Origin of the sequence: Streptomyces sp. NPDC007164, assembly GCF_040634135.1 — a bacterium.
Taxonomy (GTDB): domain Bacteria; phylum Actinomycetota; class Actinomycetes; order Streptomycetales; family Streptomycetaceae; genus Streptomyces; species Streptomyces sanglieri.
In genome coordinates this window covers 38,090-61,218 of sequence record NZ_JBEYFB010000042.1, presented here as the reverse complement: position 1 = coordinate 61,218, position 23,129 = coordinate 38,090, and the positions used below count along the sequence as shown (strand labels likewise).

At 70.8% G+C, this 23,129-nt stretch carries 18 protein-coding genes and 1 pseudogene; 11 read left to right on the top strand and 8 right to left on the bottom strand.

Going from position 1 to position 23,129, the window contains the following annotated elements; all coding sequences use genetic code 11:
* Nucleotides 1-197: 197 nt before the first annotated feature.
* Entirely contained in the window at nucleotides 198-629 is a 432-nt protein-coding gene (locus ABZ622_RS33765; RefSeq protein WP_360549825.1) for an alcohol dehydrogenase catalytic domain-containing protein, read from the bottom strand.
* A 614-nt stretch (nucleotides 630-1,243) separates the two neighbouring features.
* On the opposite strand from ABZ622_RS33765, the gene purB reads away from it, so the two are divergent.
* Nucleotides 1,244-2,686 carry an adenylosuccinate lyase gene (gene purB / locus ABZ622_RS33760; RefSeq protein WP_360549823.1) on the top strand — a complete coding sequence of 481 codons (1,443 nt, stop codon included), beginning with the start codon at nucleotides 1,244-1,246 and terminating at the stop codon, nucleotides 2,684-2,686.
* Nucleotides 2,687-2,705: 19 nt separating this feature from the next.
* A complete protein-coding gene (mug, locus tag ABZ622_RS33755; RefSeq protein ID WP_360549821.1) occupies nucleotides 2,706-3,314 on the top strand; it encodes a G/U mismatch-specific DNA glycosylase in 609 nt (202 codons plus the stop codon).
* A 28-nt stretch (nucleotides 3,315-3,342) separates the two neighbouring features.
* Here the strand turns inward: mug and ABZ622_RS33750 are convergent, their stop codons facing one another.
* The 3 genes from ABZ622_RS33750 to ABZ622_RS33740 all read right to left on the bottom strand — a co-directional run bounded on the left by ABZ622_RS33750 (nucleotide 3,343) and on the right by ABZ622_RS33740 (nucleotide 5,572).
* Complete coding sequence (locus tag ABZ622_RS33750) at nucleotides 3,343-3,780, bottom strand: hypothetical protein (RefSeq protein WP_360549819.1); 438 nt, start codon at nucleotides 3,778-3,780, stop codon at nucleotides 3,343-3,345.
* Nucleotides 3,781-3,894: 114 nt separating this feature from the next.
* Complete coding sequence (locus tag ABZ622_RS33745; RefSeq protein ID WP_360549817.1) at nucleotides 3,895-4,632, bottom strand: ABC transporter permease; 738 nt, start codon at nucleotides 4,630-4,632, stop codon at nucleotides 3,895-3,897.
* 1 nt (nucleotide 4,633) lies between these two features.
* Complete coding sequence (locus ABZ622_RS33740) at nucleotides 4,634-5,572, bottom strand: ATP-binding cassette domain-containing protein (protein ID WP_360549815.1); 939 nt, start codon at nucleotides 5,570-5,572, stop codon at nucleotides 4,634-4,636.
* A gap of 108 nt (nucleotides 5,573-5,680) precedes the next feature.
* Here ABZ622_RS33740 and ABZ622_RS33735 point away from each other — a divergent pair, with 108 nt between their 5' ends.
* From ABZ622_RS33735 to ABZ622_RS33725, 3 genes are all read left to right on the top strand, one after another.
* Nucleotides 5,681-6,874: a histidine kinase gene (locus ABZ622_RS33735; protein ID WP_360549813.1), complete on the top strand. Its 1,194-nt coding sequence runs from the start codon at nucleotides 5,681-5,683 to the stop codon at nucleotides 6,872-6,874.
* Between the two features lie 157 nt (nucleotides 6,875-7,031).
* Nucleotides 7,032-7,682 (top strand): response regulator transcription factor, encoded by a 651-nt coding sequence (locus ABZ622_RS33730; protein ID WP_360549811.1) that lies wholly within the window; start codon nucleotides 7,032-7,034, stop codon nucleotides 7,680-7,682.
* 100 nt (nucleotides 7,683-7,782) lie between these two features.
* A complete protein-coding gene (locus tag ABZ622_RS33725; RefSeq protein ID WP_360549833.1) occupies nucleotides 7,783-8,940 on the top strand; it encodes an ROK family protein in 1,158 nt (385 codons plus the stop codon).
* 107 nt (nucleotides 8,941-9,047) lie between these two features.
* Here the strand turns inward: ABZ622_RS33725 and ABZ622_RS33720 are convergent, their stop codons facing one another.
* A complete protein-coding gene (locus ABZ622_RS33720) occupies nucleotides 9,048-9,815 on the bottom strand; it encodes a GntR family transcriptional regulator (protein ID WP_360549809.1) in 768 nt (255 codons plus the stop codon).
* Nucleotides 9,816-10,066: 251 nt separating this feature from the next.
* Complete coding sequence (gene sigJ, locus ABZ622_RS33715) at nucleotides 10,067-10,981, bottom strand: RNA polymerase sigma factor SigJ (RefSeq protein ID WP_360549807.1); 915 nt, start codon at nucleotides 10,979-10,981, stop codon at nucleotides 10,067-10,069.
* Nucleotides 10,982-11,135: 154 nt separating this feature from the next.
* Here sigJ and ABZ622_RS33710 point away from each other — a divergent pair, with 154 nt between their 5' ends.
* A complete protein-coding gene (locus ABZ622_RS33710) occupies nucleotides 11,136-11,966 on the top strand; it encodes an alpha/beta fold hydrolase (RefSeq protein WP_360549805.1) in 831 nt (276 codons plus the stop codon).
* Nucleotides 11,967-12,041: 75 nt separating this feature from the next.
* Here ABZ622_RS33710 and ABZ622_RS33705 read toward each other — a convergent pair.
* Nucleotides 12,042-12,890 (bottom strand): annotated as a pseudogene (locus ABZ622_RS33705) (DMT family transporter); the annotation flags it as partial.
* Between the two features lie 47 nt (nucleotides 12,891-12,937).
* Between ABZ622_RS33705 and ABZ622_RS33700 the strand changes: the two are divergent.
* The 5 genes from ABZ622_RS33700 (at nucleotide 12,938) to ABZ622_RS33680 (ending at nucleotide 21,849) form a co-directional block, all read left to right on the top strand.
* On the top strand, nucleotides 12,938-14,428 hold the full coding sequence (locus ABZ622_RS33700; protein WP_360549803.1) for a PLP-dependent aminotransferase family protein: 1,491 nt from the start codon (nucleotides 12,938-12,940) through the stop codon (nucleotides 14,426-14,428).
* A gap of 92 nt (nucleotides 14,429-14,520) precedes the next feature.
* The gene (locus ABZ622_RS33695) at nucleotides 14,521-16,101 is read left to right on the top strand and encodes an alkaline phosphatase D family protein (RefSeq protein WP_360549801.1); all 1,581 of its coding nucleotides are present in this window, start codon (nucleotides 14,521-14,523) and stop codon (nucleotides 16,099-16,101) included.
* Between the two features lie 73 nt (nucleotides 16,102-16,174).
* Nucleotides 16,175-17,548 carry an SWIM zinc finger family protein gene (locus ABZ622_RS33690; RefSeq protein ID WP_360549799.1) on the top strand — a complete coding sequence of 458 codons (1,374 nt, stop codon included), beginning with the start codon at nucleotides 16,175-16,177 and terminating at the stop codon, nucleotides 17,546-17,548.
* The gene (locus ABZ622_RS33685) at nucleotides 17,545-20,202 is read left to right on the top strand and encodes a DUF6493 family protein (protein WP_360549797.1); all 2,658 of its coding nucleotides are present in this window, start codon (nucleotides 17,545-17,547) and stop codon (nucleotides 20,200-20,202) included. The genes ABZ622_RS33690 and ABZ622_RS33685 overlap by 4 nt, the downstream gene beginning before the upstream one ends.
* Nucleotides 20,203-20,418: 216 nt before the next feature.
* Nucleotides 20,419-21,849, top strand: a complete 1,431-nt coding sequence (locus tag ABZ622_RS33680; RefSeq protein ID WP_360549831.1) for a GNAT family N-acetyltransferase — start codon at nucleotides 20,419-20,421, stop codon at nucleotides 21,847-21,849.
* Here the strand turns inward: ABZ622_RS33680 and ABZ622_RS33675 are convergent.
* Nucleotides 21,817-23,094 (bottom strand): PLP-dependent transferase, encoded by a 1,278-nt coding sequence (locus tag ABZ622_RS33675; RefSeq protein ID WP_360549795.1) that lies wholly within the window; start codon nucleotides 23,092-23,094, stop codon nucleotides 21,817-21,819. The two genes, ABZ622_RS33680 and ABZ622_RS33675, sit on opposite strands and share 33 nt — an antisense overlap.
* Nucleotides 23,095-23,129 lie beyond the last annotated feature (35 nt).

Sequence of the window (23,129 nt, the reverse complement as noted above, 5' to 3'; positions counted from 1 at the left end):
ACGCAAAATGTCCAACTGGTCACTCAAACGCACCGAACACAACAACCCACCTCGCCCGGCCACCCCCGCCGCCACCCTCGTCGAACCCACCAAAATATCCCCAACTCCACGAATTAAGCCCTAAAGCACCGGTATTGCATCTAGGTGCCGTGCGAGCTGGACGAGCAGCAGGCCGGTGCCTCCTGCCGCGGCATGGATCAGCACCGTGTCACCCGGCTGACCGGGTAGGTGCAGCAGGTCAGGAAATGGGCCGTCACACCTTGCGCCGACGCGGCCGCCGCGACGTCGGTGGGGACCGCGACGGGCACGGGAACGGCGCGTTCGGCATGGAGCGCCACCTTGCCCGCGTAGCTCCCTGGGGCATCCACCCAGGCGACCCGCTGCCCCACGGCGAGCCCGGTGACACCCTCGCCGAGCATTTCGACCGTTCCAGCGCCTTCCAGGCAGAGCACGAACGGCGGCATTTCGGCGGATACACCTGTGCGTCGGCAGATGTCCTTGAAGTTCACGCCGGCTGCTTCCACCGCCACCCGGATCTCACCGGGACCCGGCTCGCGCACCTCGACCTCGGTGAGTTCGAGAACCTCGGGACCGCCGCACTCGCCCACCACTATTGCTTGCGTCGCCATTTTCCCTCCAGCCTTCAGGGTGCGATGAGTTGCAGCATTACTCGTCGCTGCGAGCGTGACTCGACGAACTACGCCGGTTACGTCGAATATCGAATCGCAGCATTCACCAAGGGCCATCAAACGCGGACCGGATTCGGACCCGCCTTCAGCGGACCGCCATTCCGACTGCCCGGCGATCCAGACAGCGAGCTCGCGCGAGGGTCGGTTCCCGCCGGGCCGGGGGCCACGGAGGGCCGGGAGGCACCGACCCGGTGAACAGGGTGTGGGGCCCCAGGGCAGCCCCCCACCCCTCCGCGCCACCTGCTTCGTCACGGGGGCGTTCCCGTGCCGCGTACCCCACATCGACCGAACGACACTTTCCGTCACCATTCATTACTCTCCGCGCCCAGGTGTGTCGAACCGGAGTGCACCGGTAAGAACGACCCCCACGGCCGCGGCCGTGAGAGTGGCGACCGCATCGATCCGCTGCCCAAGGGGTGCCGCACAGCTCGGCGCTCGGGCCACGGGCTTGCACGGGTTCGGCTCGCTTGATCAGCAGGGCGCCTCTGACCTGGAGCTTATGGACTTGGTGGCCGCTCACGAACCGCTCAAAACGACAGGTAAACTCTGGACACGTGACTGCTGTGTCTGCAAAGCCTCGTATCCCCAATGTCCTGGCTGGCCGCTACGCCTCCACGGAGCTGGCCGTCCTCTGGTCCCCCGAGCAGAAGGTGAAGCTGGAACGCCGGCTGTGGCTGGCGGTGCTGCGCGCTCAGAAGGACCTCGGGATCGAGGTGCCGGACGCCGCGCTCGCCGATTACGAACGTGTCGTCGACCAGGTGGACCTGGCTTCGATCGCCGAGCGCGAGAAGGTCACCCGGCACGACGTCAAGGCCCGGATCGAGGAGTTCAACGCCCTCGCCGGCCACGAGCAGGTTCACAAGGGCATGACGTCCCGGGACCTCACCGAGAACGTCGAGCAGCTGCAGATCCGGCTCTCCCTGGAACTGATGCGCGACCGTACGGTGGCGGTCCTGGCCAGGCTCGGCAAGCTGGCGGGCGAGTACCGCGAGCTGGTCATGGCCGGTCGCTCCCACAACGTCGCCGCGCAGGCGACCACGCTCGGCAAGCGGTTCGCGACCGCGGCCGACGAGCTCCTGGTGGCGTACGGACGGCTCGAGGACCTGCTCGGCCGCTACCCGCTGCGGGGCATCAAGGGCCCCGTCGGCACGGCGCAGGACATGCTCGACCTGCTGGGCGGCGACGCCGGGAAGCTCGCCGACCTCGAACAGCGCATCGCCGCGCACCTCGGCTTCGCCCAGGCCTTCACCTCGGTCGGCCAGGTCTACCCGCGCTCGCTCGACTACGACGTGGTGACCGCGCTGGTCCAGCTCGCCGCGGCTCCGTCCTCGGTCGCCAAGACGATTCGTCTGATGGCCGGGCACGAGCTGGTGACCGAGGGCTTCAAGCCGGGTCAGGTCGGCTCGTCCGCGATGCCGCACAAGATGAACACCAGGTCCTGCGAGCGCGTCAACGGCCTGATGGTCATCCTGCGCGGCTACGCGTCGATGACCGGCGAGCTGGCGGGCGACCAGTGGAACGAGGGCGACGTGTCCTGCTCCGTGGTCCGCCGAGTGGCGCTCCCGGACGCCTTCTTCGCGTTCGACGGTCTGCTGGAGACCTTCCTGACGGTCCTCGACGAATTCGGGGCGTTCCCGGCCGTCGTCGCCCGTGAGCTGGATCGCTACCTCCCGTTCCTCGCTACGACCAAGGTCCTGATGGGCGCAGTGCGCGCGGGTGTCGGCCGTGAGGTCGCCCACGAGGCGATCAAGGAGAACGCCGTCGCCTCGGCCCTGGCCATGCGTGAGCAGGGTGCTGAGCGCAATGAGCTGCTCGACAAGCTGGCCGCCGACGACCGCATCCCGCTGGACCGCGCGCAGCTCGACGCGCTGATGGCCGACAAGCTCTCCTTCACCGGTGCCGCGGGCGACCAGGTCACGGCACTGATCTCCCGCATCGAGGAGATCGCCAAGCAGCACCCCGAGGCCGCCGCGTACACACCGGGCTCCATCCTCTGACGGCCACGACCTCAGCCGGATGACGCCCGAAGAGCTCCAGTCCGCCCGCGATCGCACCGTTCCCGATGTGGTCGCGGGCGGTCTGCGTGTGCTGTTCTGCGGAATCAACCCGAGCCTGATGACTGGGGCGACGGGCCACCACTTCGCCCATCCCGGCAACCGGTTCTGGCCGGTACTCCACCGGTCGGGCTTCACGCCCCGGCAGTTGCAGCCGGCCGAACAGGCCGAACTGCTGCGATACGGCCTCGGCATCACCAACGTGGTCGCCAGGGCCACCGCCCGGGCGGACGAACTGTCCACCGAGGAGTTCCGCGAGGGCGGACAGATCCTGGCCGCCAAGGTCGAACTGCTACGACCGCAGTGGCTGGCGGTCGTAGGAGTCACGGCGTACCGCACCGCCTTCGGCAGGCGCACCGCCCGGATCGGCCCGCAGGATCACACGATCGGCGACGCCCGCGTCTGGACCCTGCCCAACCCCAGCGGCCTCAACGCCCACTGGACCGCCCAGACGATGGCTGAGGAGTACGGCCGCCTCCTCGCCTGCGTCGACCACAACACCGTCACCCCCGACGGCCTCGACAACCCCGATGACCTCGACGTCCCCGTCGGCCCCACGGAAGACCGCTGACGCCCCCTGCGCCGCCTGCCCGCTCATGTCAGGGCGGGTCGATCTCCGTCACCACGACGTTCAGCTCGCACCCCGGCCCTTCCTCCTCCAGGTACAGCCCGATGCCGATCCATCGACCCTCGGTCCTCCAGAGCTGGAGGAACTCGCAGCCCGCGACCGTATCGGCCCATGCCTCCGGTATCTCCTCACCGGCGATCATCCGTTCCTGCGCGCTCCACAAGCTGATCGACTGCGGCTCCCCCCAGCGACCGGCGAGCAGCGTCAGCAGGGCGTCATGCTCTGCGAGGCACTGGGCCCGGTGCTCCAGTCGCCGCGCCTCGTCGTCGTCCCAATGATCGACGTCCGCGTGCAGGGACGCCGTGTGGTAGCCGGGCCCGCTGACTCCCGAGCCTGACCGGATGCGTTCCGTGGGAAAGCCCGAGGTGCGCATCGCATCGATGAGGCGGAGGTGATGTGCGGTGGTCATGCCGCCAGTAAACCGCGCAGCACTGACAAGCCGCTCCTCGCCATGACCTTTGAGGCACTTTCAGCCACCCTCAGCCGTATTGAATTCGTGGCAGCCGGGCAGCCGAACAACCGGCTACGCATCCCTTCGCCGGATCGTCCACCAGCCTGCCAGGAGTGCGGCCGCCGCCCAGGCCGCCGTCACCGCGAGTCCGCCCCAGGGTCCGAGACTTCCCTCGGGGTTCTGGTGGAGCACCAACTGTCCTGCCCGGTCCGGCAGATACTGCGCGGCACCGCCTGCGACGTCACCGACCACGAAGGAGACTATGAGGACGAACGGGATGAGGAGGCTGAGCACAGCTACGGCGCTGCGCAGCACCACAGTCAATCCGGCCGCGAACAGGGCCATCAGCGCCAGATAGATACCTCCCCCGAAGGCCGCCCGCAGAGCGCCCGGCTCCCCCAGGCCGATCGCGTACTTGCCCATGAACAGTTGTCCCACGAGGAAGGCTCCGAAGCTGGTGACGAGGCCGACAGCCAGTGCCAGGGCCCCGACAAGGGCGATCTTGGCGGCGTAGAAGAGGTTTCGGCGCGGAACGGCGGCGAGCGATATGCGCAAGGCTCCGTTGAGGTACTCGGAGGAGAGCGCGGTCGCACCGAAGCTGATGGCGGCGATCTGGCCGAAGTTCAGAGCGTAGAAGGCGTCGAAGACCGGCTCGGCATTGGCGTTGTCCGCCTCGGCCTGGCCGACGGTGGAGAAGGCGAGCACGGTGATGGCCAGGGTCACGAGGAGGACGGCTATCAGCGATCCCAGTACGGACCGGACCGATCTGATCTTGATCCACTCGGAGTGCAGCACTGCGGTGGTCGACATGTCAGGGCTCCTGACGGTTGACGGACGAGGTCGAAGCCGATGCGAATTCCGCGGCGTCGGCGGTGAGATCGAGGTAGGCCTGCTCCAACGTGGCTTGCTCGTCGGTGAGTTCGAGGACGGGAATGCCTTCGGTGGCGGCTATCGCACCGATCTCCCCGGCCTTCGCGCCGTCGATGGTCCAACAGCCGTCGTCGTCCTGCGCAGGCTCATATCCCTTGCGGATCAGGACGTCGCGCAGCCGCGTGGACTCGGCCGTACGCACCCGCGCGCGGGGCCTGCTGCGGGAGTCCAGGAATTCCTGCATCGGCAGGTCTGCGAGGAGCCGGCCCCGGCCGAGAATCACCAGGTGATCGGCGAACGACGATGTCTCGTTCATCAGATGGCTGGAGACCAGGACCGTTCGGCCCTCACGGGCAAGCCGCTTCATCAGCTCCCGGATCCAGATGATGCCTTCGGGATCGAGGCCGTTCGACGGCTCGTCCAGCATCACGACCTCCGGGTCGCCCAGCAGCGCGGCCGCTATGCCCAGCCGCTGTCGCATGCCGAGGGAGAAGGTCTTGACCCGGGCGCCGCCGACCGCGCCGAGACCGGCCTCCTCCAGAACTTCCTCGACCCTGCGCGCACCAAGGCCGTTGCTGACCGCCAGGGCCAGCAGGTGGTTCCGCGCGGTGCGAGAGCCGTGGGCGGCCTGGGCGTCCAGCAGGGCGCCCACCCGACGCAGCGGATCGTCGAGGGTGGCGTAGAGCTGCCCGCCGATCGTGGCCGTGCCACCGGTGGGCCGGTCGAGGCCGAGGACGAGTCGCATGGTGGTGGACTTGCCTGCGCCGTTGGGGCCGAGAAAGCCGGTGACACGCCCCGGTCGCACACTGAACGTGAGGTTGTCCACGGCACGGGTCGTACCGAATTCCTTGGTGAGTTCATGGACGTCGATGCTGGTCATGTCCTCAGCCTGGCGGCCACGCCCGGGTCCTCGCCTCCCCCGCGGGTGGGGACCATCTCCCTCTCCCGGGGGAGCCTCCGGGCGGGTGCGGCCTGACACGATGGAGGCATGTTCCGCCTCCTGCGCCCGCTCGCCGCGTCTGTCACCTACACCCGATGGCTGCACCTCCTCATTCCGGGTGCGGGCTACAGCGTGTGGATGTTCATTTCGCCGGAATCCCCGTGGGCGCCCATGGTCTTCGCCGTTCCGGTCGGCTTGGTGCCCGGGATGCGGCTGGCAGAAGGGGTACAGGCACAACTTCTGCTCGCTCCGGACGAGCGCGGCAGAGCCGATGCCAGTATCTCCGCGTCCTCGGCGGCCACTTGGGCCGACCGCTGGAGAACCGTGCTGTGGCTGGAGACTCGGATGTTGCTCGCCGTTCCCGTGGGGTACGCGACGGTGTGGCTGTTGGCCACCGCGGTGGACCTTGTTCTCACCGCCGTCGGCAACGGGCCGAGCGATCAGTGGCTGGTCCGGGGGGTGGAGCCGCACTGGTGGCATGCCCTGCTCGCCCCCCTGCCCCTCCTGGTAATGCTCGCCGTCGTCGTGTTGAGCGGCCGGCTGATCACCGAGGCCGCCAAGCGGCTTCTCGGCCCCTCGCCGGTGCAGCGGCTGACCGCTCTGGAGGAGCGCACCGAGCAGCTGTTGGAGCGCAACCGCATCGCACGTGAGCTGCACGACTCGATCGGGCACGCGCTGACGGTCGCGGTGGTACAGGCCGGCGCGGCCAGGGCGGCACACGATCCGGATTTCACCGAACGGGCACTGGCCGCGATCGAGGAGACGGGCCGGGACGCGCTCGACGACCTGGAGCGGGTCCTGCGGGTGCTGCGCGAGTCGGGGACGCCGGTGGGGCAGCGGCCGACGCTGGTGGAGGCGGACCGGCTGCTGGACTCCGCGCGTGGTTCGGGCGCGAAAATCGACGCGGACGTGTCAGGTCCGCTGGAGCGGGTTCCGGGTGCGGTCTCCCGCGAGGGGTATCGCATCCTTCAGGAGTCCCTCACCAATGTGCTGCGTCATTCGGGGACGGTCCCCGTCCGTGTGCGGATCGCCATCGCCGACGGCCGGCTGGAGTTGGAGGTGACCAATCCGCTCAGTGACTCGGCAGCTGATCCGGCGGCCGTTCCGGGTGGCGGAAGCGGGCTGCGGGGCATCCGGGAGCGGGCGGCCCTGCTGGGCGGGAAGGCCGAGACGGGTCCGCACGAGAGGGAATGGCGCGTTCACGCGAGGCTTCCGTTGGACGGGCTGAGGGCTGCCCCGTAGTCCTGGGAAACCAGCGCGCGGTGTCGAATGCGGCACGGCGCGAGGCAGGGGACATCGGTACCGCGGATGTGGGCGGGTACCGCGGCAGCGCGGCAAGCCGCCCCAGCCCTCGTCGTAGGCACACGAGAGGGCGCGGGACAGCCCTTAGGGTGGCCCAATGCCGGTTAGCGTACTTCTGGTCGACGACGAACCCCTCGTCCGCGCGGGGTTGCGTGCGGTCCTTGAGGCTCAGCCCGATATCGAGGTGGTGGGCGAGGCGGGCGACGGCGCCGCCGTGATCCCGCTGCTGCATCAGCTGCGCCCCGACGTGGTGGCCATGGATGTGAGGATGCCGCTGATGGACGGTATCGAGGCCACGCGGGTGGTGCTGCGCACGGTTCCGAACCCGCCGAAGATCCTCGTGGTGACCACATTCGAGAACGACGAGTACGTCTATGAGGCGCTGCGTGCCGGTGCGGACGGCTTTCTCATCAAACGTGCCCGGCCCTCCGAGATCGTGAACGCGGTGCGTCTGGTGGCCGAGGGTGAGTCGCTGCTCTTCCCGGCGGCGGTCCGGCAGCTCGCCGCCGAGTACGGGACGAGCAAGGCGCGTGCGGCCATGGACCGGGCTTCGCTCACCGAGCGGGAATCCACAGTCCTCCGGCTGATGGCCCGGGGCCTCTCCAACGCCGAGATCGCCGCCAAACTCGTGGTCGGCGTCGAGACGGTGAAGACCCATGTCAGTGCGGTGCTGGCGAAGTTGGGTGCCAGGGACCGCACCCAGGCGGTGATCGCGGCGTACGAATCCGGGTTCGTCGCCCCGGGCTGAAGTCCCCGCCCGGGGAAACCCAGCGCGGCCCATGGTCGCCCCGCACCTGGGCAACGAGTACCATCCGCCTGACATGGCGCTAGAGCTGGGAGGACACACCGTGGGCCGGCTGACCGGTGGGGATCCGTCGCTGTTGCGACGCATCAATTCCGCGGTGGTGCTGCACGCTCTGCGTGGCGCCGACTCCCCGACGCTGACGGACCTGACCCGGATCACCGGGCTGTCCCGGCCGACGGTCGAGGGTGTCATGGAGGGGCTCTTCGAGGCCGGGCTGGTCGTCGAGTCGGTGCCCGACGGTGGTGAGACCCGACGTCAGGGGCGGCCGGCCCGCCGGTTCCGGTTCCGTGCCGAGGCCGGGCATCTGCTCGGCGTCGAGATCGGCCCGCATCGCGTCTCAGCGCTGCTGTCGGGGCTGGACGGCCGGATCATCGGTGCGGGCGCACGCGAGGTGTCGGAAACCGCCGGCGCCGACGACCGGCTCGACAAGGTCAGAGCCGTGGTGGCGGACCTTCTGCGGCGGACGGGCGTGGCCAGGAGCAGTCTGCGCGCGGTGGGTGTCGGCAGCCCCGGCATCGTGGAGGCCGACGGGACGGTCCGGCTGGGAACCGCGCTGCCGGGCTGGACGGGTCTCGCGCTGGGCGAGCGGCTGAGGCGTTCCTTCCGCTGCCCCGTCCTGGTGGAGAACGACGCCAATGCCGCGGCGGTCGCGGAGCACTGGAAGGGTGCGGCCACCGAGTCCGACGACATCGTGTTCGTCCTGGCGGGGCTGAGCCCGGGGGCCGGTTCGCTGATCGGCGGGCGGCTGCACCGTGGATTCGGTGGTGCGGCGGGCGAGATCGGCGCGCTGCATCTGCTCGGGCGAGAAGTGACCCCGGAGCGGCTGCTGTCCACGACGGACACCCCGCTGGATCCGCTGGACGAGGTCGCGGTCGCCGAGGTGTTCGCGCAGGCCCGGCGCGGCGACGTCCGGGCACAGGCGGCGGTCGAGCGGTTCATTCAGCGCCTGGTGCACGATGTGGCGGCGCTGGTGCTGGCGCTGGACCCCGAGCTGGTGGTCGTGGGCGGCTGGGCCACCGCGCTGGACGATGTACTCGATCCGCTCCGCAGCGAGCTCGCCCGCTACTGCCTCCGGCCGCCGCGGGTCACACTGTCGCTGCTCGGTGAGGCGGCGGTGGCCACCGGTGCGCTGCGGCTGGCTCTCGACCACGTCGAGGAGCAGCTCTTCGCGGTGGAGGGAACGGTGACGGCCCGCCGCTGAGAGCGACGGGCCGTGCGTACCGACGGAGCGTGCCTGCCGACGGATGGTGCGCGATGAACGGATGGTACGTACCGACGGACGGTGCGTACTGGTGGAACCGGCCCCGGTCAGGAGGCCTGGCGCTCCTGGTCGTGGTGGCTGATCTCCAGGTCGCCCGAGTCTCCGAAGGTGAGCCGGCAGGTGTCGGCCCGGTACGTGGCGACGGAGAGCGCGGCGGTGCCGCCCGCCGCGAGGTAGCGGGTGGTGACGACGAGCACGGGGGCACCGGGCAGCCGGTCGAGTTCCTTCGCGTCGTCCACGCGTGCCGAGCCGAGCTCCACCGACCGGTCCTGGCCCTCGAGGCCGAGGCGGTGCAGTTCGCGAAGGACACGGCGGGCCCGGGCAGGGCCGGACGGGGCGTCGATCGCGGAGAGTTCGGGCACGGACGAGGAGGGGACGTACAGCAGCTCCGCCGCGACGGCCTGCCCGTTCGTCGCCCGGATCCGGCGCACGATGTGCACGGTCTCGTCGACTTCCACGTCGAGCACGGCCGCCACTGACGACGGCGCGACCGCCGCCGAGCAGTCCACCGGCTGCCAGGTCTCCGCCGGACCGCCATCGGACCAGTCCCGCTGGGCCGTGGAGACAGCGACCCCGACGCGCGGCGGGGCGACGGTGGTCCCGACGCCACGGCGGCGTTGCAGCCTTCCTTCGAGTTCGAGCTGTTCCAGAGCCTGCCGGAGCGTGGCTCGGGCGACTCCGAACCGGGCGGCGAGCTCGCGCTCGTTGGGCAGGATCTCCCCCACCGCAAAGTCCGAGTCGAGTGCCTCACTGAGCACGGTCTTGAGGTGCCAGTACTTCGGCTCCTGCACCGATTCCAGCTGCGTGGTCCCCACCCTGTCCTCCGCAATCACCCAGCGGCTATTCCGCGACGTTATTTATTAAAGGTTCCTGTCTTAACGTTGAGACCATAGGACGGTACACACCCTTGGTCAAGACCAATCCTCGGTCGGTGACGCAGCGGAACGGGTCTCTGCCGCAGAGCGTTCACAGGACGTTCGTGGCGCCGTGAGGCGAGCGCAGCAAACAGCCCCGCGGCCGGGCAGGACGCGGGGCTTCGAACCGGGGACGGCACGGGGACCGGCGGTCAGGCTCTCGCCGCTCCTCCGGACTGCTCCGGGAGGTCGGTAAAGCGAGTGAGTTTGTCAGGGTTACGCACGATATATACGCACTGAATGAGCCCGTCCTCGATGTCGAGCTGAACGACCGAGTCGACCTTCCCGCCCAGGAACAGCAGCAGGCCCGGCCCGCCGTTGAGTTCCAGCAACCGGAAGTCGAGCTTCTCGACCTGTTCGTGGGCAACGGCGAAGAGGAAGCGCCCGACCTTGTCGGCGCTCTCGATGATCCGCAGCGGCGCCCTGGACTTTCCGCCGCTGTCCCCGACGAGCCGCGCGTCGGGCGCGAGCAGGGCCAGCAACTCCTCGATGTCGCCGCCCGCCGCCGCGGCGAGGAACCGTTCGGTGAGGTCACGGCGGTGCGCCGGGTCGACGTCGTACCGCGGCTTGCGCTCCTCCACATGATGCCGCGCACGTCCGGCCAGCTGGCGCACCGCGGCCTCGGTGCGGTCCAGCGCGGTGGCGATCTCCGCGTACGGGAAGCCGAAGGCCTCGCGCAGTACGAAGACGGCTCGCTCCAGCGGCGAAAGGGACTCCAGGACGACCAGTACGGCGACCGACACCGAGTCGGCCAGCACGGCCTGCTCCGCGGTGTCGGGCACGGCGGGGCCGAAGTCCGTGACGACCGGCTCCGGCAGCCACGGCCCGACGTACGACTCGCGCCGTGACTGCACCTGCCGCAGCCGGTCGATGGCGAGGCGGGTGATGATCCTCACGAGAAAGGCGCGCGGCTCCCGTACGTCCTCGCGGGGTGCGGAGGTCCAGCGCAGCCAGGCCTCCTGCACCACGTCCTCGGCATCGGCGATCCGGCCCAGCATGCGGTAGGCAACGCCGGTGAGCACGGGGCGGTGGCTCTCGAAGACATCGGTCGCGGTGTCGGCTGTCACTTCTCCATCCCAGCCGACCCGCCGCACGCTGTCCAGCGCGAATCGCCCGCCCCTCTTGAAGTGCCGGCTACTGAACGGTAATTGTTATTGACGAGACGTCTAAGTCGCCTTCAGGCATGGCCCCTTCATGCCGGATCAACCCGGGAGCACCAGCATGGCCACCACGGTCTCGTTCAGCGTCGACTCACCGCAAGGACCTCGGACGGTGTCCGTGGCGTATGAACGGACCGGTGCCGGCGAGCCGCTGCTCCTGCTCCACGGCATCGGCCACCACCGTCAGGCCTGGGATCCGGTGTTGTCCGTGCTCGCCGTGGAACGGGATGTGACAGCCGTCGATCTCCCCGGATTCGGCGTCTCGCCGGATTTGCCCGACGGACTGACGTACGACCTGCCGACGATGGTCAAGGTGCTCGGCGCCTTCTGCGAGGAGATCGGTCTGGACCGGCCGCACGTGGTGGGCAATTCGCTGGGCGGACTGCTGGCTCTGTCGCTCGGACGGGAAAAGCTCGTGCGGTCGGTGACGGCGCTCTCGCCCGCCGGTTTCTGGACCGAGGGCGAGCGTCGCTATGCGTTCGGGACGCTGCGGGCCATGCGGCGGGCCGCGTTGTCGATGCCCGTGTCGCTGATCGAGCGGCTCTCGCACAGCGCCGCCGGGCGCACGGCGCTGACCAGCACCATCTACGCCCGGCCCGGCCGCCGTTCACCCGATGCCGTCGTCGCGGAGACCCTCGCGCTACGCGAGGCGACCGGATTCCACCGGACGCTCGCCTCCGGGGGAAGCGTCGCCTTCACCGACGACGTGCCGGGGCTGCCGGTGACCGTCGCTTGGGGCAGCCGGGACCGGATACTGCTGCGCCGGCAGGGAATCAGGGCCAAGCACACCATCCCAGACGCCCGGCTGGTCCGGCTTCCCGGCTGCGGCCATGTGCCGATGAACGACGATCCGGCGCGGGTGGCGCGCGTCATTCTCGACACCAGCCGCTGACGGTGTCCCGGGGGCCGGATCCGTACCCCGGGGCGCTGCGCTCCGGGACAGCACACCCGATCCGAGGGCGACCCCCAGCCCGACCAGCAGGCTGCCGCCGACCTGTGCGACGCCGTACGAACCGGCGTCGACCAGCGGTGCGGTGAGCGCGGCGGAGACCGGGATCAGGCCGGAGAAGAGTGTGGCGCGCTCGGCGCCGATGCGCTGCATGCCCATGTACCAGCAGACGAAACCGATGACGGTGACCACGACCGCCTGCCACAGCAGTGCGACCGCCTCTGCCTCGGTGGGCGTCCGCAGGGCCGCGCCGCCGTCCAGGACGAGGCCGAGGCACACCGACTCGGCGGCGGCGAGGCCGCAGACCGTGGCGGACAGCAGCTTCGGTCCGAGCGGCCGCAGGACCGGTACGGCGATGACGGCGAAGCCGACCTCGCCCGCCAGCGCGCCGACCGAGCAGAGGATGCCCGCCAGGTCCGTGCGGCCCCAGCCCTGGACGACGAAGGCCCCGGCGGCGACGAGCGCGGCCGCACACAGAACCGTGCGGGTGGGCCGACGGCGGTCCATGAGTGGTGCGAGTACCGCGACGAAGATCGGTGCGCAGCCGACGAACACCCCTGGAACGGCGGGTTCCGCGGAGCGTTCCGCGCCGAGCACGGCAAGGTTGAAGCCGACCATCCCGACGGCTGCCAGCAGCGCGAGCCGTCCCCACTGACGCCGGATCACGGTGCGCAGCACGGCGGCCGGCCGGGACCGCTTGTCGCGGGCCAGGAGGAGTACGAGCAGAAGTGCCGCGAGACCGTAGCGCAGCGCCTGGCCGCCCGCGTACGGATATTCGCCCAGGACACTGTTGGCGGTGAAGGACGCACCCACGAGGATGCAGGCGAAGGCGGCCAGGAGCGCCCCGCGCAGAGAGCTGATGTTCATGGCATCGACGCTAGGCAGCCGGGCGGTCCGGTTTAAGGTCCACTTTCATGATGTCTTCGGGGACCAATTCGCGGCCGAACCGCTCTCAGGGCGGGGAGTTCGGCACCGCCGCCTGGGAGTTGCTGCTACCGGCCGCCGCGGCGCCGGCCCGGCGACGTGGCCGTGCCCTGCAGTCGGCCCTGCGCGAAGCCGTACGCTCCGGTCGTCTCGTTCCGGGTACCCGGCTGCCGTCCAGCCGTGCGCTGGCCGCCGATCTGCGGGTGTCGCGTGGGCTGGTCACCGAGGCGTACGAGCAGCTCACGGCCGAGGGCTATCTGCGCAGCGGGCGGGGCGCGGGCACCTGGGTGAGCGAGGCGGTTCGGGCTCCGGTGCCGGGGGCGCGTGATCTCGCTCCGCGGGCCGAGGACGTGCGTGTGGACTTCCGGCCCGGCACGCCCGATCTGTCGCTGTTCCCGCGCAGTGCCTGGGCCGCGGCCCATCGCTCGGTGCTCGGCCGGCTGCCGCACGGCGCGCTCGGCTACCCCGATCCGCGCGGGCTGCCCGTCCTGCGGGAGGCCCTGGCCGCGCTCCTTTCCAGGCGCCGTGGCGTGGTCGCCGATCCGGAGCGCCTGGTGGTGTGCTCCGGCGTGGCGCAGGCGACAACTCTGCTGGGGTTCGTGCTGCACGGGCGGGGGATGCGGTCCGTCGGCGTCGAGGACCCCGGGAGCCCCGAACACTCCGCGCTGTTCGCCTCCGCGGGCATCACCACCATCGGCCTGCCGCTCGACGACGAGGGGCTGGCGACCGAGCCCCTCGTACGCTCGGGCGTGCGCGCCGTCGTCACCACACCGGCGCACCAGTTCCCCACCGGGATCGCCTACTCGGCCGCCCGCCGCGGCCGGCTCCTGGAGTGGGCGCGCGCAACGGACGGGCTGATCATGGAGGACGACTACGACGGCGACTTCCGCTACGACCGCGCACCCGTCGGCGCGCTTCAGGGGCTCGACCCGGAGCACGTCGCGTACACCGGCTCGGTGAGCAAGTCGCTGGCACCCGGGCTCCGGCTGGGCTGGCTGCTCGCGCCGACGGACATGACCGACGAGATCGTCGCCCGCAAACGCACGATGGATCTGGGCAATCCGGCCGTCGATCAGGCGGTCCTCGCCGACTTCATCACCCGCGGCGGCTACGACCGGCAGTTGCGCCGCTGTCAGCGCGCCTATCGCGAGCGCCGCGACACGCTCACATCGATGCTGGCGGAGCACTTCCCCGGAACCGAGGTGAGCGGGATCGCCGCAGGTCTCCACATCATCGCCACGCTGCCCGAGCGGTACGGCCCGGAGGCGGCGTTCATGGCGCGCGCGGCCGATGCGGGTGTCGCGCTGCGTCCGCTCGGCAACTACGGCACCCTGCCCGGCGAGGACGGGGCGGTGCGGCTGGTGCTCGGTTACGCGCATCTGGCTCCGGCCGACATCGAACGGGGCGTACGCCTGCTGGCGGCGGCGCACCGGGGCGCGAACGGACGGGCTGCCGGCGGCGGTGGCCGGGTGTTCATCTGAGGTTGGTGTGCCGGCCGCCGACGGGAACAAGGGTGGGGACGCCAGAGCGGTCACCCGTTCGTTCCGCTGACCACTGCCCCGGAGGCGCCTCGATGTCGTACCGTCCACGATTCCCGTCCCCCGCCCGCCGCACTGTGCTGCGCGGTTCGCTCGCCGCGTCGGCCGCACTCGCGCTCCCCGCGGTGGGTGCCGCGGCCCCCGCGTTCGCGCTGTCCGGGCGGCCGCGCGCGGCATGGGGTGTGCAGGTGGGTGATGTCACCTCGTCGTCCGCGCTGGTCTGGGTGCGGTCGGACCGGCCGGCCCGGATGATCGTGGAGACTTCGGCGACGGAGTCGTTCCGGCGGGCCCGCACCTGGCACGGTCCGCTCGTCGGATCCGGCACCGACTTCACCGGCACGACCCCGCTGTACGGGCTGCCGCCGGGCGAGCAGGTGCATTACCGGGTGACGCTCGCCGATCCCCACGACCCCCGCCGCACCGGCGAGCCGGTGCACGGAACCTTCCGGACGGCGCCTGCCCGGCGCCGCGACGGGGTGCGTTTCCTGTGGTCGGGCGACATCGCGGGACAGGGCTGGGGAATCAACCCGGACATCGGCGGCTATGCGGTGTACGACGAGATGCGCCGCCTCGATCCGGACTTCTTCCTGTGCAGCGGTGACAACATCTACGCGGACGGGGTGATCGAGCCCAGCGTGACGCTGCCCGACGGGCGGGTGTGGCGCAATGTCACCACCGAGGAGAAGTCGAAGGTCGCCGAGACCCTTGCCGACTACCGCGGGAACTTCCGCTACAACTTGCTCGATCACAACCTCCGTGAGTTCAACGCGCAGGTCCCCTCGATCGTTCAGTGGGACGACCACGAGGTGCGCAACAACTGGTATCCCGGGCAGATCCTCGACGACACCCGGTACACCGAGAAGAACGTGGATGTGCTGGCGGCCCGTTCGATGCGGGCGTTCCGCGAGTACTTCCCGGTGTCCACGCCGCATGTCTCTTCCGGGGAGGGCCGGATGCACCGTGTGGTGCGGCACGGTCCGCTGCTCGATGTGTTCGTCCTCGACATGCGGTCCTTCCGCAACGCCAACTCCCCCGGTCGGCAGCCCGACGACACGACGGGCATCCTCGGTGCCGAGCAGCTGCGTTGGCTCAAGCACGAGCTGTCCCGGTCCCGCGCGGTGTGGAAGGTGATCGCCGCGGACATGCCGCTGGGACTGGTGGTCACCGACGGTGCGACGGACTTCGAGGCGGTCGCTCAGGGCGATCCCGGGGCGCCGCTCGGCCGTGAACTGCAGATCGCCGAACTGCTGCGGTACATCAAGCACCGCCGGATCACCGGCACGGTCTGGCTGACGGCGGACGTGCACTACACGTCGGCGCAGCACTACGAACCGGAGCGTGCGGCGTTCAAGGACTTCGCGCCGTTCTGGGAGTTCGTGTCGGGGCCGCTGGCCGCCGGTCAGTTCCAGGCGAACGAGCTCGACGCGACGTTCGGTCCCGACCGGGTCTTCGTGCGGGCCCCGGACCGGGCGAACGTGTCGCCGATGGAGTCGCCGCAGTACTTCGGGGAGGTCGACATCGACGGCGACAGCGGCGAGTTGACCGTGCGGCTGCGGGCGCAGGGCGGCTCCGTACTGTTCAGCAAGGTGCTGCGGCCGGGGCGCGTCGGGCAGTGAACCGACGCCCGGCGACGGGCCCCCGGGTGATGGCCGGGGGCCGATTGTCAGTGGTGGGATCTACGGTTTTTCCATGACCCGATCCGTTCAGGCATTGGCCTACGCACGCCCGTCAGCCCTGGAGTCCACTCAGACGGGGCAGCTCCTCGGGCTGGAGACCTCCGGTGGTCTCACACCTCGGGGCGCCGAGTCCCACCCCCGGTTCTTCTCCGGCTTTCTCACGTCGCCGGGGATCGCCGCCCGGGGCCTGCTGGCCGTGGCGGACGTGGCGTCCACGCGCTACTACCAACGCACCCTGCCCTCGTCGCTCGATCCGGTGGTGACGGGCAATGGCGACCGGCTGCGCTTCGAGTCGTTCTCCGGCTGCTGCGGGGTGTACGCACGCCTCGACGTGCTGCAGGACGGTCTGGACGGTGCCCGGACGGGGCACGGCACGACGAATGTGGATGTCAACAATCCGCTGCGGGAGGCGCTTTCGCGGATAGCGGGGGACGATCCGCTGCATCTGCGGGTGGGCCCGGACGAAATGGCCGTCACCACTCTGGACGGCCCGGTCGTGGAGAAGAAGGTGCCGCTGCCCGACCGGTGGCTGCGCGGCTTCGCCGAGGCCCAGGTGGTGTCGGTCGGTTTCGATCTGCGGGCCGAACTGCCGGCCGCCGAGGCCGTCCGGTTCCTCCGTTCGCTGCCGCGTTCGTCGGGGAACGCCTCGCGGGGTGCCCGGTGGGTGGTTCCCACCGGGAAGACACTGCGGCCGACGACCCGGCCGGTGGCCGGGGCGGTGTGTCTGCCGGGACCGGAGCGGCTGGTGGCGTTGCAGCGGGTGCTGCGTCATGCCACGTCGTTGCGGGTGTACGGGCCGGTCGCCGACGGGGCGGCGACCGCGAGTGCCTGGGAGGTCGTGCTGCCGGGCATGCGTCTGACCCTGACGCTCTCGCCCGATGCCGCGCGCGGTTTCTCGGGCGAGGGCGGCGTGCTCGACGCGCTGGCCACCGATGACGCCGCGGCCGACGCCGAGCTGGTGTCCGTGCTGCTGGCCTGGGAGCCCCGCATCGACACCGCCGATCTGGCGGAGCAGTCGGGTCTCACGGTGGAGCGGGTACGGGCCGCGCTCACCCGGCTGGGGACGGCGGGCCGGGTCGGCTACGACCTCGCCGACGCGGCCTACTTCCACCGCGAGCTGCCGTACGACGCCGACCGGGCCGAGCGGCACAATCCGCGCCTGGTGGCGGCCCGGCAGCTGGCCGGCTCGGGTGCGGTCGTGCTCGACGGGGACGTGACGACCGTGATCTCGGGAGAACGCCGCTATCAGGTGAGGGAGCCGGACGGCATGCTGAGTTGTACCTGCCAGTGGTGGGCGGACTATCGCGGGCGGCGGGGCCCGTGCAAGCACGCGCTGGCCGTCCGTATGGTCCGTCGCGGTGCGCTGGTCGCCGGGGGTGTGCGATGAAGGAACTCCTCACCGCGGTACGGGAATCGCGCGCGCACGACGTGCCGGACCTGCTGGCCGGGATGGACCGGGCGGAACGCAGAGCGGCGCTGGCCGAGCTGAGGACGATCCGGAAGGAGGTGCGCGACCTGTCCTGGGACAAGCAGGACAAGGTCCGCAAGGCCCTGCTGGTGGCCGGTGCGGGCTGCCACACGGGCGCCGCGGCGTGCGCCGCCTGGATCGGCAGCCGGGATCTGGCCGGCTGGGGCCGCTCACCCTTCCCACTGGTCCTCGCGGTCCTGTCGGACCGTGACCCGGAGTGGCTCGGTGATGTCGCGCACCGGCTGGCGGCCCGGCCCGCGACCGCGGAGACCACGTACGAGCTGATCTCCGGGCTGGTGAAGAAGGCTCAGTGCCCCGTGCCCACTACGGAAGGCTTCGTGCGGGGCTGGGCCGAGGCGATCTCGACCGCACAGTGGCATCGTCGCAAGACACGGCCCCTCATCGAGACGCTCCGTACCGACCCGTTCGCGGCCACCCTGCTGCCACGGATCTTCGAGGTGACGGAGCTGCCGTCACAGATGCTCTGGCCCGACGATGCGAGCGATCCGTGCAGGTGGTCCGACACGCTGGCCGCTCTCCCCGAGGAGGGCCTGCTGGAGCGGCCGGTGCTCGTAGAAGCCTGTGTGACCCGGCTGTTGCGCGGTGGCAAGCTCAACGAGCTGCGGTTCTTCCTGAGTATTCTGCGCAAGCTCGAACTGACCGAGCAGGAGGAGACCGAGCGGGTCGCGGACTGGACCGGCATGGCCGCGGACGGCATCTCCACCGTGGCCGGTCACGCCCAGGGGGTGCTCGCCCGGCTGGACGGGCGCGGTGAGCTTTCCGTACGGTCCCTGGCGGACATCTCGGCGTCGGTGCTGTTCCGCACCGAGAAGAAGCTGGTCCGGTCCCAGCTCGTGCTGCTCGGGAAGGTACTGCGCCGCGATCCGTCGGCGGTCGACGAGCTGCTGCCCGTCGTCGCGGGTGCCTTCGAGCATGAGGACATCGACATCCAGGAGCGGGCTCTCAAGCTCGTTGCCCGGTACCTGCCCGCCGCCGGGGCCCGGGTCCGGGAAGAACTCGCCCTGTCGGCCGCGCTGCTGGGTCCGGCTCACCGCACGATGGTGGCCGAGGTCTTCGGCGGTCCGGTTGCCGGGCGGTCCGGGACAGAGGAGTACGAAGAGCTGCTGCCCCCGGTACCGGCACCGCAGCCTCTCGATCCGGCGCCTGCGACTCTGCCCGAGCTGGTCGAGGAGGTGGTGGCCCTGATCAGATCGGCGACGACGGACGTCAGCGCCTTCGAGCGGGCCCTGGACGGGCTGGTGCGCCATGCCCACAGCGACCGGTCGGCGCTGACCGACGCATTGCGTGACGCGCTGGCGGGTGAGTGGTGGGCCGAGGGCGAACCGCCGTCGCAGACCGAGCGGTATCTCCGCTCGGAGACAGACATCAGGGTCGTCGTGGCCACGCTGCTCGGACGGGTGTCGGCACGGGCGGTGAAGGAGGAACGTGGCTCCTGGACCGGCACCGGGACGTGCGTCCACGCCGCGCTGAACGGCATCCTGAAGGCCCGGCTGTGGGAAGCGGCCGACGCGGTGCTGACCGGCGGCACCCCCTTCCTGCTGGCCGTCCCCACCTGGCACACCGGCTCGCTCGACCCGGCTGTGCTGGTCGAGCGGCTGCGCACCTGTCAGCTGCTCGGGGTCCGGCCCGGTGAGGCCGACTTCGCCCAGGCCCTGCTGCGTGTGCGGCGCGGAGATCAGCACGGGGCCGCCGAGGCGGCGGCACTGCTCGGCACCCCTGAAGGCGACCGGCTGGCGGCATGGCTGCGGGCCGACGAACCGCTCGCGCGGGTGTACCGCTTCGATCTGGAGAAGAAGGTCCGGCAGGGGCAGACGGTCGTCCGGTCGTCGCGCGCGCTGATGGCCAGCCGGGAACGCCCGTTCATCGAGGAGGAGTTCCCTCGTGCCTTCCACTGGCTCGGCCGGCCGCACGTCCCGGCGCACAGCCACTGTTACCACTGGGACGGCCGTCCGGACCAGTGGACCGCCACCCTGCCCGAGGACGCCGAGACACTGGCCGCCTGGCTGTTGCCGAACATCGCGACCGGTGTGGTCGAGGAGATACGCGACACCCTCCGGCCGCTCCTGCTGCTGGCCGAACACGAGGCACCCGCGGGCGAGGCCGTCCGTCTGATGGTGGCGTACGGGCTGGGGGCCCGGCATCCGGAGGACCGGCTGCTGGCGGTGGACTCCCTGCTGATACTGGCCGCCCGGCAGCAGCTCGACGCGGCGCTGCTCGGCGAGCAGTTGGCGACCCTCCTCGGAAGCGGTCTGATCAAGCCCAACCGCCTCGCGGATTCCGCCCGTACCGCCGCCGCCACCGGCGCGTACCGGACGGTGCTGTCCGCGCTGACCGGCGCCCTGCCGGGGCTGCTGGCGCGGGAGAAGGCGCCTCGCGGACTGAGCGACCTGCTCTCCGTGGCCGCCGAGTGCGTGGAGCACTGCGGTGCGGTGGGCGGCGGTGAGCCGATACCCGGCCTCGCCGAAACGGCCGGGCGCGGCGGATCGTCGCAGCTGGTACGTCAGGCGGTACGTCTGAAGGCTGCCTGGGAGCAGGCCCCGGGACGGGTGTGACGGCCCGGGGCAGGTGCGGCCACAGCGCAGTCCATCGATGCGGCCGCACCGCACCCCTCCGATGCGGCCGCGATCCAGCCCTCGAACAGCACCGCATCGCAACCCCTCAATGAGGCGAAAATGGTCAATAAGGGACTAGATCCACACTTAACCCATCAGTCACAGAGTGTTCGCGGTCAGGCAACAACGCTCGGTCAGAGTGAAGCCATGACTGATGTGACATACGCGAAGACCGCCCGCCGCCCCCACCACTGGCGGCGGGACATGATCGAGCTGGCCGCACTGTTCACCGCGGTCGCGGTGGCCGACGCCATCGCGAACCTGATCGGGCACCAGCCGGACGGACCGTACCTGCTGATCGCCTCGGCGGTGGCTCTGGCGGTCACGGCCGCGTTCCACACCTGGTGGGCCCGGCGGCACAGCCATGCCCCGCCGCCGACCGGCTCCGGCCTCGTCGCCGAGGGGGACGGCGCCGCAATGGGCCACGGCACCGACGTCGCCGAGCCCGCGCTGGTGGACACGCCCACCGCCGCGGGTCCGGCCGCCTCCCCCGAGGACACGGCGCTGTGGCGGATGCGGACCACGGTGCGGGACACCCCCGGCAGCCTGGCGGCTCTGTGCGGGGCCCTCGCCCGGCACCGGGTCGACATCCTCACCCTGCAGACGCACCCGCTGGCCCGGGGCACGGTCGACGAGTTCCTGCTGCGCGCGCCCTCCCGGCTCCAGGCTCAGCAGCTGAGCCGGGCGATATCCGTCGCCGGGGGAAGCTCGACCTGGATCGAGCGGGCCGACACACACGATCTGGTCGACGCACCGACGCGCGTGCTGAGCCTCGCCACCCGTACCGCGCTGGACGCGGCCGAGCTGCCCCTCGCGCTGCGGCAGCTGCTCGGCCGTTGCACCATCCATTCGCTGCCCGCCGTCTCGGTCACGGGCCGGGCGACCGGTGAGTCGGCACCCGTCGAAGGGGTGCTGGAGGAGACGGTGATGCGGCTGCGCGACCCGTCCGGAGGTGCCATCACCATCGAACGGCCCTATCTCCCGTTCACGCCCACCGAGTTCGCCCGGGCCCGTGCCCTGGTCGAGCTCGACGCCCGGCTCGGCCCGCGCGTGCCGCGCAGCCGCCACGTGCTCACCCTGCCTGAGGGCAACGAGATCACCGTGCGCCGCGCGGACGGCGGCGACCTCGAAGCAGCACGTGCGATGCACGACCGCTGCTCCGACCGGACGCTGCGGATGCGCTACCACGGGCCGGTCCACGACGCCGACCGTTACCTGGACCACCTGCTCAGTCCCCGCTTCGGCCGCACGCTCGCCGTGCAGACGGCCTCGGGCCGGCTGGTCGCGCTCGGTCACCTCCTCTGGGACGGCGACGAGACCGAAGTCGCCCTCCTCGTCGAGGACGACTGGCAGCGCCGCGGCATCGGCTCCGAGCTGCTGAGCCGCCTGGTGGCACTCGCCGTCGAGGCGGGCTGCGAGAGCGTCTATGCCGTGACCCAGTCGTCCAACACCGGCATGGTCGCGGCCATGCGCGCCCTGTCCCTGCCGCTGGACTACCAGATCGAGGAGGGCACCCTGGTCGTCACCGCCCGCCTGGACACGACGCCGGTCCGGTCACTGCCCCCGTACGAGGAGGCCGGTCGCTGACTCCTCGGCCGCAGAAGGCCCTTCGGCCCTGGAGGGCTCCCCGGTCGCGGAGGACTCACCGGCCGGGGACGGCTCCCGTCCGGCCTCCTCGGAGCCGAGTGCCTGACACAGATCGGCCCACAGGTCCTCGACGTCCTCCAGGCCGACCGACATCCGCAACAGCCGGTCCCCGACGCCCGCGGCCCGCCGGTCTCCCTCGTCCACGATGCGGTGGCTGATGGAGGCCGGATGCTGGATCAGAGAGTCCACGCTGCCGAGGCTCACCGCGGGCGTGATGAGCCGCACGGCCGAGATCACCCGGTGCGGATCCCCGTACACCTCGAACGAGACCATCGCGCCGCCCAGCTTCGGGTAGTGGACCCGGGCGATCCGCGGGTCGGCGGTCAGCCTGCGGGACAGTTCGGCGGCGCTCGCGGACGCCGCCCGTACCCGTACCGGAAGCGTCGCCAGGCCGCGCAGCAGCAGATACCCGGCCATCGGGTGCAGCACCCCGCCGGTGGCGAAGCGCACCTGCCGCAGCCGGCCCGCGAACTCCTCGTCGCAGGCGACGACCCCGCCCATCACATCGCCGTGCCCGCCCAGGTACTTGGTGGCGCTGTGCAGCACGATCCGGGCACCGTGCTCGACGGGCCGTTGCAGTACCGGGGTGGCGAAGGTGTTGTCGACCAGCAGCGGTATCGACCCGCAGGAGTGCGCGATCGCCCGGATGTCGACCTCGGTGAGCGTCGGGTTGGCGGGGGTCTCCACCATCACCAGCCCGGTGTCCGGACGGATCGCGTCGGCGATGCCCGCCGAATCGGTCCAGGTCACCTCCGTACCCAGCAGTCCGGCGCCGAGCAGATGATCGCTGCAACCGTAGAGCGGCCGGACGGCGACCACATGGCGCAGCCCCATGCTCGCCCGGACCAGCAGAACGGCGGTGAGCGCCGCCATTCCGCTGGCGAACGAGACGGCGCTCCCGGTCCCTTCGAGCCGGGCGAGCGCGGTCTCGAAGCGGGCGGTCGTCGGGTTGTCCAGCCTGGCGTAGACCGGCGGCCCTTCGAGCCGCGCACCGGTCGCGGCGAAGGCGTCGATCCGCTCCGCCTCGCCCCGGGAGTCGTACGAGGGGTAGGTGGTCGACAGGTCGATCGGCGGAGTGTGCAGTCCGAGGGCCGCGAGGTCGTCGCGGCCGGCGTGCACGGCATCGGTGGCCAGCGCCCTGGACCGGGTTGCCGTCGGGGGCGCCATCGAGGATTCGGTGTCCATGCCACCACTCTGAACAACCACCGGGATTCGTCGGC